Below are 17667 nucleotides of genomic sequence, written 5' to 3'. Positions count from 1 at the left end.
ATGAAACGCCAATTACTACTGAGTCTTACCCTTTCGATGCTAGCCAGCACTGCTTTCGCTCTGCCCGCTGCCGAACAAGCCACTCCGCAAGTCAAAGACAGCCACTCGGTGTTCAGCCAAACCCTGGCCGAAGACGGCTATGACAAAACTCCACAAGGTCAGACCCTGGCTGAAGATGGCTACGACAAAACTCCACAAGGTCAACTTGCCGAGAACGGTCGCAATCGTCTGGAAGAAAAAGGTCTGGTTGAAGACGGCTACGACAACACCCCACAAGGCCAGGCTGTCGCCGAAAACGGTCGCAATCGCCTGGAAGAAAAAGGTCTGGTCGAAGACGGCTACGACAAAACCCCACAAGGCCAAGCGCTTGCCGAAGGTGGTGGTGACCGTGTGATCGAACGCAACAGCGCTGTGAGCTGAGCCCATGGCGGTCCTGAAAAAAAGCCCAATCCCCGGATTGGGCTTTTGCCTTTTTAGCCGCAGCCCTCAATAAGTCGCCATTTCCCCGCTACCTGCCCCGCTGCCGTTCGACGCCGATAAAGCCGATTTGCTAGAGTGCGGCGCTTGTCCTGCCAAAGAACACACCTGCGATGCTGCCCCGCGCCGAACAGAAGCAACAGACCCGCAACGCCCTGATGGACGCTGCCCGCCACTTGATGGAAAGCGGCCGAGGATTCGGCAGCCTGAGCCTGCGCGAAGTGACGAAAACCGCCGGCATCGTGCCCACCGGTTTCTATCGGCACTTTGCCGATATGGACGAACTCGGTCTGGTGCTGGTCAGCGAAGTGGGCCAGACCTTCCGCGAAACCATCCGCTTGGTGCGCCATAACGAATTCGTCATGGGTGGCATCATCGATGCGTCGGTGCGGATCTTCCTCGATGTGGTCAGCGCCAACCGTTCGCAGTTCCTGTTTCTGGCGCGCGAGCAGTACGGTGGTTCGCTGCCGGTGCGCCAGGCGATTGGCCGTCTACGCGAGAACATCAGTTCCGACCTCGCGGCCGACCTGACGATGATGCCCAAGCTTCAGCATCTGGACGCTGACGGCCTGAGCGTGATGGCCGATCTGATCGTCAAATCGGTGTTCGCCACCCTGCCGGACATCATTGACCCGCCAGCCGACGCCTTGCCCGAGCATTTGACGCCGCAGGCGAAGATCACCCAGCAGTTGCGCTTCATCTTCATCGGGCTCAAGCACTGGCAAGGCCTGGGCAGTACCGAATAAAAATCAAAAGATCGCAGCCTTCGGCAGCTCCTACAGAGATCGGTGTAGGAGCTGCCGAAGGCTGCGATCTTTTTTGCGCCGCAAATTGGTGCATGTAAAAAACTTCATGCACCAAAACGCTTCAAATCCCCGCAACATCCTGCAACACCCTCTACGATCCTACAGGGATTTCCTACATATCGTCCGATTGGCAAGCCCCTTGCTCTAGCCTGAGTATTGTCCACTGCTGGAAGTTTTCCGATGTTGGTGATTCATCGCAGAATCGACCCTCAACCCGTCTGGGCCGCCGAGTTGCACCTGACCTTCGAAGCCCGAAGCAAGAGCCGTTTGCGCTGTTTCAGTGCCGAGAACGAAGACGTCGGGTTGTTTTTGGAGCGCGGTCAGCCGCCGCTGTATGACGGCGAATGCCTACAAGCCGAGGACGGTCGCATCGTCCGTGTCTGCGCCCGCGCCGAACAACTGCTGCACGTCACCTGCGCCAATGCCTTCGAACTGACCCGCGCCGCGTATCACCTGGGCAATCGCCACGTCGCCCTGCAAGTCGGCGATGGCTGGCTGCGCTTGCTCGACGACTACGTGCTCAAAGCCATGCTGGAACAACTCGGTGCGCAGGTCGAAGCGCTTGAAGCCCCATTCCAACCGGAACACGGTGCCTACGGCGGCGGCCATCACCATTCGCGGCACGGCGACGAAGATTTCAACTACGCGCCAAAACTGCACCAGTTCGGCGTTCGTTTATGAACCCAGCCTGGGCGCTGCTGCGCCTGGCCAGTCCGCAATTGCCGATTGGCGGCTACAGCTATTCGCAAGGCCTGGAAATGGCTGTGGATAACGGCCGCGTGAACAACCCGGACAGCGCCCGCCGCTGGATCGGCGATCAGTTGCTGCTCAATCTCGCCCGTTTCGAAGCACCGCTGCTGCTTGCCCATTGCCAGGCAGCCGCCGAGGAAAACTGGGGCGAACTGCAGCAAATCTGCGAAACCCACCGCGCCAGTCGCGAGACTCGCGAGTTGCACCTGGAAAGTCGGCAGATGGGTTACTCGCTGCAGCAGTTGCTCAACGGCTTGCCAGAACTCGACGCGCCGGCGCGCAGCTTTCTCGAGCAATGCGCCGAACCGCATCTGGCGCTCGGCTGGGCACTGGCTGCTCGCGCCTGGGGGATCAGCCCCCAAGACGCCCTCGCCGCCTGGCTGTGGAGCTGGCTGGAAAACCAGCTCGCCGTGCTGATGAAAACCTTGCCGCTGGGCCAGCAAGCCGCCCAGCGCTTGACCAGCGAATTGCTGCCGCTGCTGCAACAGGCGCAGCAAGACGCGACCCACATCAAACCCGAACACATTGGCAGCGCCGCGTTCGGCCTGTCCCTGACGTGCATGGCCCATGAGCGCCAGTACAGCCGTCTGTTCCGTTCCTAGGGCCCGTCATTTTGGGCCTTCTATTTTGGAGAAGCCGTATGAACACACAATCTTTGCGTATCGGTATCGGCGGCCCGGTCGGTTCCGGTAAAACCGCGCTGACCCTGGCCCTGTGCCTCGCCTTGCGCGAGCGCTACAACCTCGCCGTAGTCACCAACGACATCTACACCCGCGAAGACGCCGACTTTCTGGTGCGCAACGAAGCGCTGGCGCCGGAGCGGATCATCGGTGTGGAAACCGGCGGCTGCCCGCACACGGCGATCCGCGAAGACGCCTCGATCAACCTCGAAGCGGTCGATCAGTTGAACCGGCGTTTTCCGGGGCTGGACCTGATTCTGGTGGAGTCCGGCGGCGACAACCTGTCGGCGACGTTCAGCCCGGAACTGTCCGACCTGACCATCTACGTGATCGACGTCTCGGCGGGCGACAAGTTGCCGCGCAAAGGCGGGCCGGGCATCTGCAAATCTGACCTGCTGGTGATCAACAAGATCGACCTGGCGCCGCTGGTGGGTGCCTCGCTGGAAATGATGGATAGCGACACCCGACGCATGCGCAACGGCAAGCCGTTCGTGTTCAGCAACCAGAAAACCGGTCAGGGTCTGGACGCAATCATCGCCTTCATCGAACGCCAGGGCTTGCTGACCGCAGCCTGATTCATTTATCAACAAGGAAGCTTATCCATGACACTCAAACGTATTTTCGGCGCCGTTGCGCTGCTGCTGACCCCGGCACTGGCCTTCGCACATCCGGGTCACGGCGACAGCGGCTTGATCGCGGGCATCAGCCACCCGATTGGCGGCCTCGACCACTTGTTGGCGATGGTCGCCGTCGGCTTGTGGGCCGCGCAGCAAAAAGGCGCGGCGCGCTGGGCGCTGCCTTGCACTTTTGTCGGCACCATGCTGATCGGCGGCATGCTCGGGTTTGAAGGGCTGGAACTGCCGGCGCTGGAAAGCGGGATCGCCGCATCGGTGCTGGCGCTGGGCCTGGCCGTGGCACTGGCGGTGCGTCCGCCGTTGGTAATGGCGGTAGCGGCGACGGCGCTGTTTGCGTTGTTCCATGGTGTCGCGCATGGCCTTGAGTTGCCGGAGATGAGCAGCCCTTGGGCGTACGCGGCAGGTTTTGTAGCTGCGACTGCGGCCCTGCATGCGGCCGGTTATGGCGTGGTGCGCGTATTGCCGCAAGCGGCGGCGCCACTGGTGCGATTGGCGGGTGCGGCTTCGGCAATGACCGGCGCGTGGTTGCTGGCCGGCTGATCTCTGTCGCCTGTACCGGCCTCATCGCTGGCAAGCCACACACACAGGTCATTTGGTGTAGCCACAATCATGTGAACACCGAAGATCCCTGTGGCAGCTGGCTTGCCAGCGATGACGACCGATCAGACTCCGAGCCTCTAAAGGCTGCCGCTCTGCTACCATGTCGCGCAATCGCCCCAGCCGTGACGACGTCCGCCAATGCCCCATGCTTCCCGCTCCAAATCCCTGCCTGAATTGACCGCCCTGTTCACCGAGGTGCAGCAGCACTTCGTCAACGTGATCGTGCCGCTCTGGCAAGGCCCGGGCTGGAATGCCGACATGGCACTGCCCTACGAAGCACTCGACGCCGCGCACCAGCCCTTGCCAGCGCAACGTTATCGGGCGATGGCCTGTGCACGGCAGCTGTATCTGTTTTCCAGCCTGATCGGCGTTGTGGATAACGCAGAAGAGCGTGCGGCCGCGCTGTTCCGTTCTCTGCAACGACACTTCCACGATGCCGAACACGGCGGCTGGTTCTACAGCATCGATGCGCAGGGCAAACCGCTGGATCAGCGCAAGGATCTATACACCCACGCGTTCATCCTGTTTGCCTGCGCGCATTACTGGGAAAAATCCCGCGAGCCGCTGGTGGAATCGACGTTGAACGCCGCGCTGGAAGTCATCGGTCAGCGTTTCGCCACCGGCGATGGCCTTTACGAAGCCTGCCTTGATCGCAACTGGCTCACCCTCGAAACCGGCCCGTTGCAAAACCCGTTGATGCACCTGGCCGAAGCCTTCCTCGCCACTCTGCACGTGCGCCAGGACAGCGCTACGCAACAAGCGCTACTTGAGTTATGCACAGCCATGCACAAGCATTTCATCGACCCGCAACATGGCGTGTTGATGGAAAAACCTTTGGGTGCTGTGGATAACTGGTACGAGCCAGGGCACCAGTTCGAATGGTATTTCCTGCTGCAATCGTCAGCGTTGCTGCGCGGTTCGAAATTGCATTCGGCGCTTGATAAGGCGTTTGCCTTCACCGAGCAATTCGGCGTGGAGCAGCCCAGCGGTGCGGTGCGGGCTATGCTTGATCTGGAAATGGACGGACGTCCAAAAGATTCGACTCAGCGGATCTGGGCGCAGGCCGAATACCTGCGTGCGCTGACCTTGCGCCCCGACAGCGAAGCCGTGGTGCTGCATCAATTGCAGGCATTGCAACAGCGCTTTCTGCATGCCGGTGGCTGGCATGAGTGCCGCGATGAGCAGGGCGAAGTCAGCCGCAAGGACATGCCCTCGACCACGCCGTATCACCTGGCAACGTGCTACCGCGGCCTGGCTGAATATCTTCTTTGATTGATCTACCGTTATCGCGAGCAGGCTCATTCCTATAGTTGGAATGAATTCCCCTTTAAGAGTGAGCCTGCTCGCGATGGCCTTATACGGTGTCTAGGCGATCCACTTCTTGTCGCCCGTGAAGCTGATGGTCAACCATCGCGCCGCATCCGGTTTGCCCAGCTTCGCGGAAATCTCTTCACGCAGGGCATCCAGTTGCCCGACGTTCTCCAGTCGGTAATCCGCCGGCAACACCACATGAATCTCGATAAACCGCGCTCGTCCGTGCTTCTGCACGTAAGACACATAATCGTCGAAACCATGCTCGGCCTTCGCCGCGTCCATCACCTGGCGCACGTGGTCATTCAGCGTGTCCGGTGCAATGCCCAGCACATCGCGTAATGCCGGGCCGAGGATCTTGAAGGCCGGTGTCAGCATGGTCAGGGCCAGTACGATCAGGATCAGCGGATCGACGTAAACCGCCCATTCGCCATAGCCCTGGGACTTGAGCAGCAGCGCCGTGAGAAAACTGATCAACAGGCCCACAGAAAGCATCGCGTCCACCAGCCAACTGATGTTGTCGAACTGGATCAGGCTGGATTTGAGCTTGCGATTGCGCCGACGCACGTAGAAGAAGTACGCGAACTCGACCACGGTAAACACGGCGGCATAGATGATCACCAGACCCAACTCGATGTCCCGGCCACCGTCGATGATGCCGAACACACCGTTGAGAAACGCGTAGATGGCAATCAACAGCAGGAAACTGCCTTCAATCAGCAGCACCATGGGTTCCAGATGCCAGAAGCCGAACTGGAAACGGTGATTGCTTTCCTTCGCGATCAACTTGGCAGTGATCAGCATCAGTACTTTGATGAAGGTTGCGATCAGCGAGAAAAAACCATCGAACAGGATGGATTGGGAACCTGAAACAAAACCGGTGACGATCCCGGCAATCGACACTGCAAACATCAGGATGGTCGATTGTTTGAGCAGCGACTGCTCACCTCGGTTACTCACGTAGCCTCCTCTAAAAACCTTGAAAACCGCGGGGTGCGGTGGGGTTGCTGGGAGAGGAGTCTACCTTATCGGGATTTATTGCCTGTTTTGGCCCATCGCTGGCAACCCAGTTCCCACAGGATCGTCGGTGTACACAAACCTTGTAGTCGACTTGTTACCTGTGAGAGCTGGCTTGCCAGCGATAGCCGTTATGCGCTCTTAAGCCTTGTTCCGCTCGATGGCAAACCCGGCCCAGGTCTGGCTCACCGGCATCAATTCCAGGCTATTGATGTTGATATGCGCCGGCGCATTCATCACCCAGAAAATCGTCTCGGCGATGTCTTGCGGCTGGATCGGCTCGGCCCCGGCGTAGGTGGCGTTGTACCGTTCCTGATCACCGGCGAAACGCACCAGCGAGAATTCACTCTCGCACAGCCCCGGCTCAATGTTGCTGACGCGCACGCCGGTGCCCTGCAAGTCGCAGCGCAGGTTCAGCGAAAACTGCTTAACAAACGCTTTGGTCGCGCCGTAGATATGGCTGCCAGGGTACGGATAGTTGCCGGCGATGGAGCCGAGGTTGACGATGCCAGCGCCACGACCATGGGCGATCAGGCGCGGCAACAGCAAGCGAGTGGCGTACATCAGGCCTTTGACGTTGGTGTCGACCATGGTGTCCCAATCATCCAGATCGCATTTCGGCGCAGGGTCCACGCCCAACGCCAGGCCCGCGTTGTTGATAAGGCCACGCAGTTTGGCGAACGATGGCGGCAGGTTGGCAATCGCCTCCTCCATCGCCTTGCGATCGCGCACATCAAGCACCAGGCCATGCACTTCAGTCTGCCTGGACAACTCAGCGCAAAGGGCGTTGAGGCGTTCTTCACGACGACCGGTTAGCACCAGTTTCCAGCCAGCCTCGGCAAAACGACGGGCACAAGCTTCACCAAAACCGGACGTCGCGCCGGTGATAAACAGGGTGTTGGACATCGTGTTCTCCTTGCTTCGACCGCGAGGGCAGCCATTGGAATAGAAAATCAGCAGGCAGCATGCCCGGCCACGCAAGCACGGGCAACACCCGCTCGCTGTATAAAAAACAAACAATCGTTCCGACGCCATAGCCAGCGTGGCCTGTAGCCATGTGCACGCATGTTATCCACAGTCCCTTCCACAGTTTCCGGGGGCAAGTGGAAGCGCGCAAAGCCGCGCCACACAAGGCTTTGCGGGCGAAATGGAAAGTTTTTTGCTTGACCATGGAGCGCTACCTGTGCGGGACATGGCATTTTGCACGACAGGTCGGTTGGAGCAGTGATTGCGCGAGGCCAGTAATTACGGCCCTTAGCGGGGTCTTTCCAGAGTTTAATCACAGACTTATCCACAGGCTTGCACCCATCAAAACTGCGGCGATGCAGCCCCCACAAAAAGGTTGACAAAGACGTCTGCCGCTCCAGCAAAAACACTTGATCAAAAAACAACCACACGCCTGAAAGCCACGGTTTTAAAGGGATTCAGCCAGCTACTCCCACGTTATTCACAGCCAGCTCCACAGCAAACGGGGACAAGTCAAAACTGTGGAAAAACAGCCATTTGCAGCGTCTATATGTCGCGCTTTGGCAGGTAGCGGAATTTGTTTTCCACAATTTCATCAAAGTGCACCAAGGAACCTGTGGGAGCTGGCTTGCCAGCGATGGGGGAGTCACTGACAACACCTTGGCTGAATGGTGAACCGCTATCGCTGGCAAGCCAGCTCCCACAGGGATTGGGGTGCATCGCAGGGATAAAAAAGCCCCGAGGCTCGCGCGTCGGGGCTTGTGTATGACGATGTAACTCAGTGCCCGCCCAGATAGGCGTTACGCACCTCCTCGTTCACCAGCAACTCCTTACCGGTACCCGTCAGGCGAATCTCGCCGTTGACCATCACGTACGCCCGATCCGACAGTTTCAACGCATGGTTGGCGTTCTGCTCGACGAGGAAAATCGTCATGCCGGTTTTGGCCAGTTCCCGCAGGGTCGCGAAGATCTGCTTCACAACAATCGGTGCCAGACCCAGGCTCGGTTCATCGAGCAGCAACAACTTCGGTCGGCTCATCAATGCGCGAGCAATAGCGAGCATCTGCTGTTCACCGCCGGACATGGTCATCGCCCGCTGCGTGCGCCGCTCTTCAAGCCGTGGGAACAGCTCGAACATGCGCTGCATATCCTCTTTGGCATACTTGTCACCAATCGGGATGGTGCCCATCAACAGGTTTTCCTCGACGGTCATGTCAGGGAACACCCGCCGTCCTTCCGGCGACTGCGCAATGCCGTTGGACGCGATGTAGTGCGATGACTTTTGGGTAATGTCGACGCCTTGATAAATGATCTGCCCGTTCGCCGCCCGGGGCTGGCCGAAGATCGACATCAGCAATGTTGATTTACCCGCTCCATTGGAGCCGATCAGGCTGACGGTTTCTCCTTCATTGATCTGCAGCGAAACGCCTTTGAGTGCCTGGATCGGGCCGTAGAACACGTCCAGGTTTTTCAGTTCGAGGATCGGTTGGCTCATACCAGCTCCTCTTCGTCGGCGCCCAGGTAGGCGGCAATCACTTTCGGGTCGTTACGGATAGCTTCAGGTCCGCCTTCAGCGATAACGATGCCGTGGTCCAGCACCACGATGTGGTCGGAAATGCTCATTACCATGCCCATGTCGTGTTCGATCAGCACCACGGTCAGATCATGCTCGTCGCGCAGCAGCCGGATCATTGCGCTCAGCGCTTCGGTTTCCTGAGGGTTGAGGCCGGCGGCCGGTTCGTCGAGGCAGATGATCTGCGGCCGCGTGCACATGGCCCGGGCGATCTCCAGACGGCGTTGCTGGCCGTACGAGAGCTCACCGGCGAGACGGTTGGCGCAGTCGACCAGATCGACCACTTCCAGCCAGTAGAACGCACAGTCCAGCGCGTCGCTTTCGGCTTTGCGATAGCCCTTGGTGTTAAGGATGCCGGCGAGCATGTTGCGGTTGACCCACATGTGTTGGGCCACCAGCAGGTTTTCCAGCACGGACATTTCCTTGAACAGACGAATGTTCTGGAAGGTACGAGCCAGGCCTGCGCGGTTCACCAGATGGGTGCCGCCAAACATCTTGTAGTACATCCGGCTGAGAAAGCTTTTCGGCGAAACGAAGTCGGTCGGTTTGAACGACTCACCCAATAGCTGGATGACGTTGGTCTGCTGCCCGCGCACGTTGAGTTCGATCTTGCCGCCGGACGCCTTGTAGAAACCGGTCAGGCAGTTGAACACCGTGGTCTTGCCGGCACCGTTGGGGCCGATCAGGGCGAAGATCGAGTTGCGTTTGACCTTCAGGCTGACATCGCTCAACGCCTTGATGCCACCGAAATGCATCATCAGTTTTTCAACAGAGAGTACGACTTCACTCATGGCGCAGTCCTCTCGTAGTGAATGGCACCTTTGCGTGGTTTGACCCCGGTACGGCTGATGCGAATCAACCCGCGTGGTCGCCAGATCATCATCAACACCATCAGAATGCCGAACAGCAGCACGCGATACTCAGCAAACCCGCGCAGCAGTTCCGGGGCGACGGTCAGCACAAACGCTGCAATCACCACACCGATGGTCGAGCCCATGCCGCCGAGTACGACGATGGCGAGGATCAGGGCCGATTCGAAGAACGTAAACGAGGTCGGGTTGACGAAGCCCTGATAAGTCGCGAAGAACACACCCGCCAGACCCGCCGTCGACGCGCCGATGGTGAAGGCCGAGAGCTTGACCAGTACGTGGTTGAGGCCCATCGAGCGGCAGGCGATTTCATCTTCACGCAGGGCTTCCCAAGCGCGACCGACCGGCATCTTCACCAGTCGATGCTTGATGTACAGCACGGCCAGCACCACGAGGAACAGCACCGCGTAGATGAAGTAGTACTTCACGTCCGGGTTGTAAGCGATGCCGAAAAACTCATGAAACGGCACCCCGCCATCCTTCGCGCGCTTGCCGAACTCCAGACCGAAGAACGTCGGCAGCGGCGCCGCCATGCCGTTCGGGCCGCCGGTCAGGGACAGCCAGTTGTTGAGGACCAGACGAATGATCTCACCGAAGCCCAGGGTCACGATCGCCAGATAGTCGCCATGCAGGCGCAGCACCGGGAAACCGAGGATGCAGCCGGCAAGCCCCGCGGTGATCGCCGCCAGCGGCAGCACCGTCCAGAAACCCAGCCCGAGATACTGATAACCGAGTGCCAGACCATAGGCACCGATGGCGTAGAACGCCACGTAACCAAGGTCGAGCAAGCCGGCCAGGCCAACCACAATGTTCAGCCCAAGCCCCAACAGCACGTAGATCAACCCGAGGATGACCACGCCCAGCAGGTACGAGTTGGAGAAGAACGGCACGGCCACTGCCAGCAGAACCACCAGCGGGATAATCCAGCGCAGGCTTGATTTATGATCGGCGGGCAATACATGCACACCCGACCCGGCGCTCTCGAATCCGTCGAGAATCTTCAGGCCCTTGGGCGTTTGCAGAAACAGGCTGAGGGCAAAGCGGCCGGCCATGACGATGGCAATGATCCAGGCCACGCGGGTCATTTCAAGGTTGAAGCTGTAACCGTCGAGTACGACACCGACAATTGGCCCGAAAACAATCAAGGCAATCAGGCCGGCCAGAATCGCCTCAACCAGGCTTTTTTTGACATCAATGGATTTTTTAGTGGTTGAAGACATCGCTTACACCTTCGACACAAGAGGACGGCCCAACAGGCCCTGCGGCCGGAAGACCAGAACAAGTACGAGCAGCGAGAAGCTGAACACGTCTTTGTAGTCGGAGTTGACCAGGCCGGAGAACAGCGACTCGGAGATGCCGAGGATGATCCCGCCCAACATGGCGCCGGGCAGCGAGCCGATCCCGCCGAGTACCGCTGCGGTGAACGCCTTGATGCCGATGATGAAGCCGGCGTAGAAGTCGAAGGTGCCGTAGTTCATGGTGATCAGCACACCAGCGAGTGCAGCCATGGCGGCACCGATGATGAACACGTAGGAAATCACCCGATCGGTGTTGATCCCCAGGATCGAGGCCATCTTGCGGTCTTGCTGGGTGGCGCGGCACATGCGGCCGAGCTTGGTGTACTTGATGATGTAGGTCAGCAGCCCCATGCCGACGAACGCGGCCACCAGAATGAAGACTTTGGTGTAGGTCAGTTGTACGAAGCCGGTACCGACTTCAACCCGCCATGCACCGGTCAGCAGCGTCGGAACGCCCTGTTGTTTGGCGCCTTGGGCGATCTGTGCGTAGTTTTGCAGGATCAGCGAAATACCGATGGCGCTGATCAGCGGCGCCAGCCGTGTGGAGTTACGCAGGGGTTTGTAGGCAACACGCTCGATGACCCAGCCATACACCGCCGTGACGACGATGGTAAAGATCAGGGTGCCGAGCATCAGCAGAGGGAAAGATTCGATACCGAAGTACGCCAGCAGAGCCAGACTGATTGCCGCCAGGTAAGCAGAAATCATGTAAACCTCGCCGTGGGCGAAGTTGATCATGCCGATGATGCCGTAGACCATTGTGTAGCCGATGGCGATCAGGCCATAGACCGACCCGAGGGTCAGGCCGTTGACCAGTTGCTGCAGGAAAATACCATCCATAACGCAATCTCACGCAGTGAGAACCTGCACATCGTTGATGTGCGGTCCTTCTAGGAAAAATACAGAATTACGTCGGAGCAATGTCAGAGCGCGAACAGTTCGATCACCGCAGGACCTTGTGGGAGCTGGCTTGCCAGCGATAGCGGTAGAACATTCAACACAGTTGTCGACTGTCAGGCCGTCATCGCGGGCAAGCCCGCTCCCACAGGGATTTGCGGAGTTCAAACGGTCGCGTCAGCCCTTACTTCTGTTTTTCCAGCTGGTGGTATTTGCCGTCCTTGTCCCACTGGTAAACCACGTAGTCGGAGACTTTCAGGTCGCCCTTGGAGTCCCAGGCTTTCTCGCCCATGACGGTTTTCACCGGGTTTTTCTTCAGCCACTCGGCGGCTTTTTCACCGCTGTTGGATTTGGCGCCGTTGAAAGCGGCGGCCAGGGTCTGAACCGAAGCGTAGGCATACAGGGTGTAGCCTTCAGGCTCGGTGCCAGCCTTGCGGAAGGCATCTACCACAGCCTTGCTGTCCGGCAGCATGCGTGGGTCGGCGCCGAAGGTCATCAGCACGCCATCGACGAATTGCGGGCCGCCAGCGGTGGTCACCAGTTCGTCGGTAACGATGCCGTCATCGGACATGAACTTGACGTCTTTGAGGCCTTGCTCACGCAGTTGACGAACCAGTGGGCCGGCTTCCGGGTGCAGACCACCGAAGTAGACAACGTCGGCGCCAGCGCCGCGGATTTTGGTGACGATGGTGCTGAAGTCTTTTTCACCACGGGTCAGGCCTTCGTACAGCACCGGGGTCACGCCGCGCTTGACCAGCTGGGCCTTGGTTGCATCGGCCAGGCCCTGACCGTAGGTGTCCTTGTCGTGCAGCACGACGACTTTCTTGCCCTTGAGCACGTCGACGATGTAATCGCCGGCAACAATGCCTTGCTGGTCGTCACGGCCGCACATACGGAACATGGCGCTCAGGCCGCGCTCGGTCACTTGCGGGTTGGTGGAACCCGGGGTGATCGCGATGATGCCCGCTTCGTCATAGATTTCCGACGCTGGAATGGTCGAAGAGGAGCAGAAGTGACCGACCACGCCGGCAACTTTCTGGTTGGTGAGGTCCTTGGCGACCGTCACGGCCTGCTTCGGTTCGCAGGCGTCATCGCCCTTGACCAGTACGATTTTCTCCCCGTTGACGCCGCCTGCTGCGTTGACCGCATCAGCCGCTGCCTGTGCCCCCTTCATGTACTGCTCGCCAAATGCCGCGTTGGCGCCAGTCATTGGTCCCGCTACACCGATTTTCACATCAGCTTGAGCAAACGCAGAAACACCCAACGCAGTAGCTACTGCGAGGGCCAGAAAGCCTTTCTTGTAAAACGTCTGGGACATGAGGTGGTGCTCCAAGGTTTTTTTTAGTTGGCACTGCGACTTCACTTCTCCTGATGCTCAGAGCAAGGGCCGTGCCATCGGTTTTTTATTCTTCAAAAAGTCGCTGCTTTCTTGTTATTTCGACTGTTTCGTTCCCATTTTCATTGGGCGTGCAACCGTCTAAACCGCGGAAGGTGAAACCATTTATTTCTTCAGGCGCAACCCGCTCGCGCCATCATTGCAACCGCGGCACCAATCGACGTGCAACCAGCCTGTAACAGCCCGCGTCACCGAACTGCACACTGCTGGTGCGGGACTGCTACAACCCGCACCATTACAGGCTAGTCGCTAAGCGAAAAAGCGCCGCTCCACGCAACATATTTCAACAATCAGATGACGATGCGCAGGCACTGGCCCGCGTGATACAGCGAAAACCCGGCCTCGTAGAGACAACTGCGCAACCCCACGCCTGCCAGCGGCTGCATCGGTGCAAAGGGAATTGGCAGGGCCTGAGGATTGCCATTACACAGGTAATCGGCGAAGGCCTTGCCCACCACGGTGCCGGTCGTCACACCACGGCCGTTATAACCGGTGACGGCGACCAGACCGGGCGCCGGTTCGAACAGGCGCATCAAGTGATCGGGCGTGAACGCAATACGCCCTGTCCAGGTGCATTCCCATTCGACAGGTTTCAGATTGGGGAAATAATGCTGTTGCACCCGATCGGCCCAGGCCTTGAGAAACCAGGCCGGTTTCTGATTGCCGTTGCCGAGACTGCCGAGCAACAACCGCCCTTCTTTGTCGCGGCGAATGCTGCTCAATACTTGCCGCGTATCCCACGACCCCTGCCCGCCCGGCAGAATGTCCTGCGCGGCATCTTCGGTCAGTGGCACCGAGGCGACCTGATAGTAGTAACCGGGGAAGAAGTTGCGCTTGAGTTCGGTCCAGTCGCCTTCGGTATAGGCGTTGGAGGCGATCACCACTTGCTCGGCCAGCACCGAACCGCGCTCGGTCTGCACCGACCATTGTTGCCCCACGCGCTCAAGTCGAGTGACCGGAGAATGATCAAACATCTGCCCACCGAGGCTGATCACGGCATTCGCCAGACCGGTGACATAGGCCATCGGATTGAGCGTGCCGGCGCGACGATCAAGCAGGGCAGCGGCGATTTTCTGCGTACCGGTGGCTTGCTCACAGGCCTTGCCGGTCAGCAATTCGACCGGTGCGCCGCGGCGTTTCCATTGCTGCTCACGACTGCGCAGATCCGCCTCGCCCTTGGCGTTGTGCGCCATGTGCAAAGTGCCTTCGCGGCGTAGCTGGCAATCGATGTTGTACTTATCCACAAGGCTGAACACCAGTGAAGGCGCTGCCCCGAGCATGCGGTTGAGCTGGCTGCCGACCGCCTCGCCGAAACCGGCTTCGATCTCGTCCGGCGGAATCCACATACCGGCGTTGACCAGCCCGACATTGCGCCCGGAGCCGCCGTGACCGGCACGATGAGCTTCCAGCACGCAGACGGTTTTGCCTTTTTCCAACAGATGCACTGCCGCCGACAACCCGGTGAACCCGGCGCCGATCACGCAGACATCAACCTTGACCTCACCCTTGAGCGCCGTGTTATCGGGCCTCAGTGGCGTGAGCTTTTCCCACAGACATTCTTCGCGTAACGGCATTGCCAGACTCCAACAGAAACCTGCCAAACACACTGCTGATCCTGTGGGAGCGAGCCTGCTCGCGAAAGCGGCGTTTCAGCCAACTTTGATGTCGACTGACTCATGGTCTTCGCGAACAGCCCCGTTCCCACAGGGAAAGAGCCGCCCTGATATCAGTCGAACGTAATGCCCTGCGCCAACGGCAACTCCAGCGAATAGTTCACGGTGTTGGTCTGGCGGCGCATGTAACCGCGCCAGGCATCGGAACCCGACTCACGACCGCCACCGGTCTCCTTCTCGCCACCAAACGCGCCGCCGATTTCCGCTCCGCTCGGGCCGATATTGACGTTGGCGATGCCACAGTCGCTGCCGACCGCCGACATGAACCGTTCGGCCTCGCGCACATCCGTGGTGAAAATGCACGATGACAGGCCTTGCGGCACAGCGTTGTTCAGGCGCAGCGCTTCCTCGAAATCGCTATAGCCGACCACGTACAGGATCGGCGCGAAGGTCTCGCTGCAGACCACGTCGCTCTGCTCCGGCATTTCAACAATCGCTGGCGAGACGTAGTAAGCATTGGGAAATTGATCCTGCAATTGACGCTTGCCGCCGAACACCCGGCCGCCCTCGCTCAACGCCTGCTCCAGCGCATCCTGCATGTTTTCGAAGCTGTGTTTATCGATCAGCGGGCCGATCAGATTGCCTTCCAGCGGATGGCCGATACGCACTTTCGCGTACGCAGCCTTGAGGCGAGTGACGATTTCTTCCTTCACCGACTCATGGGCAATCAAGCGACGCAGCGTGGTGCAACGCTGGCCGGCAGTGCCGACCGCGCTGAACAGGATTGCGCGCACGGCCATGTCGAGGTCGGCGCTCGGGCCGAGGATCATCGCGTTGTTGCCGCCCAGTTCGAGAATGCTGCGCGCGAAACGCGCGGCGACTTTCGGCGCCACTTCTCGGCCCATGCGGGTGCTGCCGGTCGCACTGATCAGCGCCACTCGCGGGTCATCGACCAGCGCCTCACCAGCGTCACGGCCACCGATGATCACTTGGCAGAGGCTCGCCGGAGCATCGCTGAAATTCTTCACCACGCGGTCAAACAGCGCCTGACAGGCCAGCGCCGTCAGCGGGGTTTTCTCCGAGGGTTTCCACACCACCGGGTTGCCGCAGACCAGTGCCAGCGTGGTGTTCCACGCCCACACGGCAACCGGGAAGTTAAAGGCGCTGATGACGCCGACCACGCCCAGTGGATGCCAGGTTTCACGCATGTGGTGGCCCGGACGCTCGGAGGCGATGGTCAAGCCGTACAGTTGGCGGGAAAGACCGACGGCGAAGTCGCAGATGTCGATCATCTCCTGCACTTCACCCAAGCCCTCCTGAGTGATCTTGCCCGCCTCCCACGAGACCAGCTCGCCGAGATCGGCTTTGTACTCGCGCAACACTTCGCCGAATTGGCGCACCAGTTCGCCGCGGCGCGGGGCCGGCACCTTGCGCCACGCTTCGAACGCATGATCTGCGCGACTGATGTGCTGCTCGACTTCGGCCGGACCTTCCCAGTTGACGGCGGCAATGCGGCTGCCGTCGATCGGCGAATGCACCGGCACTTTGCCGTTCTGATAAAGGGCCGGGTTCACACCAAGACGATCAAGCAATGCGGCAACCATGGGTCACTCCTCAAGCAAAAAACTGAATGTGTGCGGTCGGTTTTTCACGACCGGGCAGGCCTTTAGTTGTAGCGTCAGTACGGCGAGGCAACAAACGACCTTTACGCGAGATATCATTCCGTTTATTCATGCTGCGCATAGAAAGACAAGAAAAGGATCGGCCATGCTGAACAAACGCCACTTGCCTTCGATCACCGCATTGCAGTGCTTTGAGGCCGTGACCCGGCACCTGAGTTTCACCCGGGCCGCCGAGGAACTGAACCTCACCCAAAGCGCCGTCAGCAAACAAGTCGCGCAGCTAGAGGAATTGTTGCAGCACTTGTTGTTCCGCCGGATACGTCGGCGTTTGCAGATGACCCCGGCCGGGGATTTGTACCTGGTGGAAGTCAGAAAAATCCTCACGCAGGTAGAGATGTCGACCCATTACCTGCGTTCCTACGGCGGTGAAACCGAAGTCCTGCGCGTCTCCACTCCTTCGACCTTCGGCGCCCGCTGGCTGGTACCCCGCCTGAAAGGCTGGCGCTTGCGCCATCCGTCGATCCATCTGGACCTGTGCAACGAGCAGGAGGCCGACGATTTGCTGCAAGGGCGCAGCGATCTGGCGTTCTATTTCGGCCAAGGCTCACGCCCGGGGACTGAATGCCTGAAGCTGTTCGGCGAAGAGCTTGTGCCGGTGTGCGCGCCCGGCAGCTTGCCCGACCAGCCTTTCACCGATCCGACGCAACTCACCGACCTGGTGCTGCTGCAAAATGCCTCGCGCCCACAGGCTTGGCACGACTGGTTCGACAGTCAGGGTCATCAGACCGAACACAGCTACCACGGCCCGCGTTTTGAAACCTTTTACATGTGCATCCGCGCCGCACAGGTCGGCTGCGGTGTAGCGCTGCTGCCACGGTTTCTGGTGGAAGAAGAGTTGGCCGACGGCAAACTGGTCATTCCCTGGCAGCATGCAATGCCCAGCACCGACGCCTATTACCTGGCCTACCCGGAACACTCTGCGGAAGTGCCGAAGGTGAGGGATTTTGTGAAGTGGATGCTGGAGCAGATCGACAGTCCCATTGCCTGATCATATTCAAACTGTGGGAGCGAGCCTGCTCGCGAAAAGGCCGTCACATTCAATATCAATGTCGATTGCCATGACGCTTTCGCGAGCAGGCTCGCTCCCACAGAGATCG

17 protein-coding genes are annotated in these 17667 nt (G+C 59.3%); 8 read left to right on the top strand and 9 right to left on the bottom strand.

The genetic code is table 11. The features are described from left to right. From AB4P97_RS27005 to AB4P97_RS26975, 7 genes are all read left to right on the top strand, one after another. Window positions 1–420, top strand: coding sequence for a hypothetical protein (locus tag AB4P97_RS27005; RefSeq protein ID WP_042557425.1), 420 nt, complete (start codon window positions 1–3; stop codon window positions 418–420). Between the two features lie 170 nt (window positions 421–590). Then, the gene (locus AB4P97_RS27000) at window positions 591–1223 is read left to right on the top strand and encodes a TetR family transcriptional regulator (protein WP_042557424.1); all 633 of its coding nucleotides are present in this window, start codon (window positions 591–593) and stop codon (window positions 1221–1223) included. Between the two features lie 240 nt (window positions 1224–1463). Next, on the top strand, window positions 1464–1964 hold the full coding sequence (ureE, locus tag AB4P97_RS26995; protein ID WP_115145917.1) for an urease accessory protein UreE: 501 nt from the start codon (window positions 1464–1466) through the stop codon (window positions 1962–1964). Next, window positions 1961–2635, top strand: a complete 675-nt coding sequence (locus AB4P97_RS26990) for an urease accessory protein UreF (RefSeq protein ID WP_395601838.1) — start codon at window positions 1961–1963, stop codon at window positions 2633–2635. Before ureE ends, AB4P97_RS26990 begins: the two co-directional genes overlap by 4 nt. A 38-nt stretch (window positions 2636–2673) precedes the next feature. Next, entirely contained in the window at window positions 2674–3288 is a 615-nt protein-coding gene (ureG, locus tag AB4P97_RS26985) for an urease accessory protein UreG (protein ID WP_395601837.1), read from the top strand. A gap of 27 nt (window positions 3289–3315) precedes the next feature. Next, window positions 3316–3888 carry a HupE/UreJ family protein gene (locus AB4P97_RS26980; RefSeq protein ID WP_042557420.1) on the top strand — a complete coding sequence of 191 codons (573 nt, stop codon included), beginning with the start codon at window positions 3316–3318 and terminating at the stop codon, window positions 3886–3888. A gap of 198 nt (window positions 3889–4086) precedes the next feature. Continuing rightward, window positions 4087–5220: an AGE family epimerase/isomerase gene (locus AB4P97_RS26975; RefSeq protein WP_273876636.1), complete on the top strand. Its 1134-nt coding sequence runs from the start codon at window positions 4087–4089 to the stop codon at window positions 5218–5220. A 93-nt stretch (window positions 5221–5313) separates the two neighbouring features. On the opposite strand, the gene AB4P97_RS26970 is transcribed toward AB4P97_RS26975, so the two are convergent. The 9 genes from AB4P97_RS26970 to AB4P97_RS26930 form a co-directional block, all read right to left on the bottom strand. After that, on the bottom strand, window positions 5314–6219 hold the full coding sequence (locus AB4P97_RS26970) for a cation diffusion facilitator family transporter (protein ID WP_042557418.1): 906 nt from the start codon (window positions 6217–6219) through the stop codon (window positions 5314–5316). Window positions 6220–6417: 198 nt separating this feature from the next. Next, entirely contained in the window at window positions 6418–7182 is a 765-nt protein-coding gene (locus tag AB4P97_RS26965; RefSeq protein WP_115145921.1) for an SDR family oxidoreductase, read from the bottom strand. A gap of 838 nt (window positions 7183–8020) precedes the next feature. After that, a complete protein-coding gene (locus AB4P97_RS26960) occupies window positions 8021–8737 on the bottom strand; it encodes an ABC transporter ATP-binding protein (RefSeq protein WP_042557417.1) in 717 nt (238 codons plus the stop codon). Continuing rightward, window positions 8734–9606: an ABC transporter ATP-binding protein gene (locus AB4P97_RS26955; RefSeq protein WP_016985385.1), complete on the bottom strand. Its 873-nt coding sequence runs from the start codon at window positions 9604–9606 to the stop codon at window positions 8734–8736. The genes AB4P97_RS26960 and AB4P97_RS26955 overlap by 4 nt, the downstream gene beginning before the upstream one ends. Next, window positions 9603–10904, bottom strand: a complete 1302-nt coding sequence (gene livM, locus AB4P97_RS26950; protein ID WP_047299506.1) for a high-affinity branched-chain amino acid ABC transporter permease LivM — start codon at window positions 10902–10904, stop codon at window positions 9603–9605. The genes AB4P97_RS26955 and livM overlap by 4 nt, the downstream gene beginning before the upstream one ends. Before the next feature lie 3 nt (window positions 10905–10907). After that, window positions 10908–11822, bottom strand: a complete 915-nt coding sequence (locus AB4P97_RS26945) for a branched-chain amino acid ABC transporter permease (RefSeq protein WP_042557415.1) — start codon at window positions 11820–11822, stop codon at window positions 10908–10910. Window positions 11823–12063: 241 nt separating this feature from the next. Further along, the gene (locus AB4P97_RS26940; protein WP_210703025.1) at window positions 12064–13197 is read right to left on the bottom strand and encodes an ABC transporter substrate-binding protein; all 1134 of its coding nucleotides are present in this window, start codon (window positions 13195–13197) and stop codon (window positions 12064–12066) included. Window positions 13198–13565: 368 nt separating this feature from the next. Then, entirely contained in the window at window positions 13566–14849 is a 1284-nt protein-coding gene (locus tag AB4P97_RS26935) for an FAD-binding oxidoreductase (RefSeq protein WP_047299505.1), read from the bottom strand. Window positions 14850–15001: 152 nt separating this feature from the next. Next, entirely contained in the window at window positions 15002–16492 is a 1491-nt protein-coding gene (locus AB4P97_RS26930; protein ID WP_042557412.1) for an aldehyde dehydrogenase family protein, read from the bottom strand. Window positions 16493–16655: 163 nt separating this feature from the next. On the opposite strand from AB4P97_RS26930, the gene AB4P97_RS26925 reads away from it, so the two are divergent. Continuing rightward, on the top strand, window positions 16656–17558 hold the full coding sequence (locus AB4P97_RS26925; protein ID WP_042557411.1) for a LysR family transcriptional regulator: 903 nt from the start codon (window positions 16656–16658) through the stop codon (window positions 17556–17558). Window positions 17559–17667: the final 109 nt, after the last annotated feature.

It is taken from the genome of Pseudomonas sp. A1230 (assembly GCF_044218825.1).
Taxonomy (GTDB): Bacteria; Pseudomonadota; Gammaproteobacteria; order Pseudomonadales; family Pseudomonadaceae; genus Aquipseudomonas; species Aquipseudomonas iridis.
The sequence above is the reverse complement of the archived record's forward strand: the minus strand, read 5'-3'. Positions and strand labels throughout refer to the sequence as shown.

What these genes read in the sequence shown, in the direction of transcription:
- AB4P97_RS27005 (WP_042557425.1), top strand. Translation starts at nt 1, where the DNA reads ATGAAACGCCAATTACTACTGAGTCTTACCCTTTCGATGCTAGCCAGC.
- AB4P97_RS27000 (WP_042557424.1), top strand. Translation starts at nt 591, where the DNA reads ATGCTGCCCCGCGCCGAACAGAAGCAACAGACCCGCAACGCCCTGATG.
- ureE (WP_115145917.1), top strand. Translation starts at nt 1,464, where the DNA reads ATGTTGGTGATTCATCGCAGAATCGACCCTCAACCCGTCTGGGCCGCC.
- AB4P97_RS26990 (WP_395601838.1), top strand. Translation starts at nt 1,961, where the DNA reads ATGAACCCAGCCTGGGCGCTGCTGCGCCTGGCCAGTCCGCAATTGCCG.
- ureG (WP_395601837.1), top strand. Translation starts at nt 2,674, where the DNA reads ATGAACACACAATCTTTGCGTATCGGTATCGGCGGCCCGGTCGGTTCC.
- AB4P97_RS26980 (WP_042557420.1), top strand. Translation starts at nt 3,316, where the DNA reads ATGACACTCAAACGTATTTTCGGCGCCGTTGCGCTGCTGCTGACCCCG.
- AB4P97_RS26975 (WP_273876636.1), top strand. Translation starts at nt 4,087, where the DNA reads ATGCCCCATGCTTCCCGCTCCAAATCCCTGCCTGAATTGACCGCCCTG.
- AB4P97_RS26965 (WP_115145921.1), bottom strand. Translation starts at nt 7,182, where the DNA reads ATGTCCAACACCCTGTTTATCACCGGCGCGACGTCCGGTTTTGGTGAA.
- AB4P97_RS26960 (WP_042557417.1), bottom strand. Translation starts at nt 8,737, where the DNA reads ATGAGCCAACCGATCCTCGAACTGAAAAACCTGGACGTGTTCTACGGC.
- AB4P97_RS26955 (WP_016985385.1), bottom strand. Translation starts at nt 9,606, where the DNA reads ATGAGTGAAGTCGTACTCTCTGTTGAAAAACTGATGATGCATTTCGGT.
- livM (WP_047299506.1), bottom strand. Translation starts at nt 10,904, where the DNA reads ATGTCTTCAACCACTAAAAAATCCATTGATGTCAAAAAAAGCCTGGTT.
- AB4P97_RS26945 (WP_042557415.1), bottom strand. Translation starts at nt 11,822, where the DNA reads ATGGATGGTATTTTCCTGCAGCAACTGGTCAACGGCCTGACCCTCGGG.
- AB4P97_RS26940 (WP_210703025.1), bottom strand. Translation starts at nt 13,197, where the DNA reads ATGTCCCAGACGTTTTACAAGAAAGGCTTTCTGGCCCTCGCAGTAGCT.
- AB4P97_RS26935 (WP_047299505.1), bottom strand. Translation starts at nt 14,849, where the DNA reads ATGCCGTTACGCGAAGAATGTCTGTGGGAAAAGCTCACGCCACTGAGG.
- AB4P97_RS26930 (WP_042557412.1), bottom strand. Translation starts at nt 16,492, where the DNA reads ATGGTTGCCGCATTGCTTGATCGTCTTGGTGTGAACCCGGCCCTTTAT.
- AB4P97_RS26925 (WP_042557411.1), top strand. Translation starts at nt 16,656, where the DNA reads ATGCTGAACAAACGCCACTTGCCTTCGATCACCGCATTGCAGTGCTTT.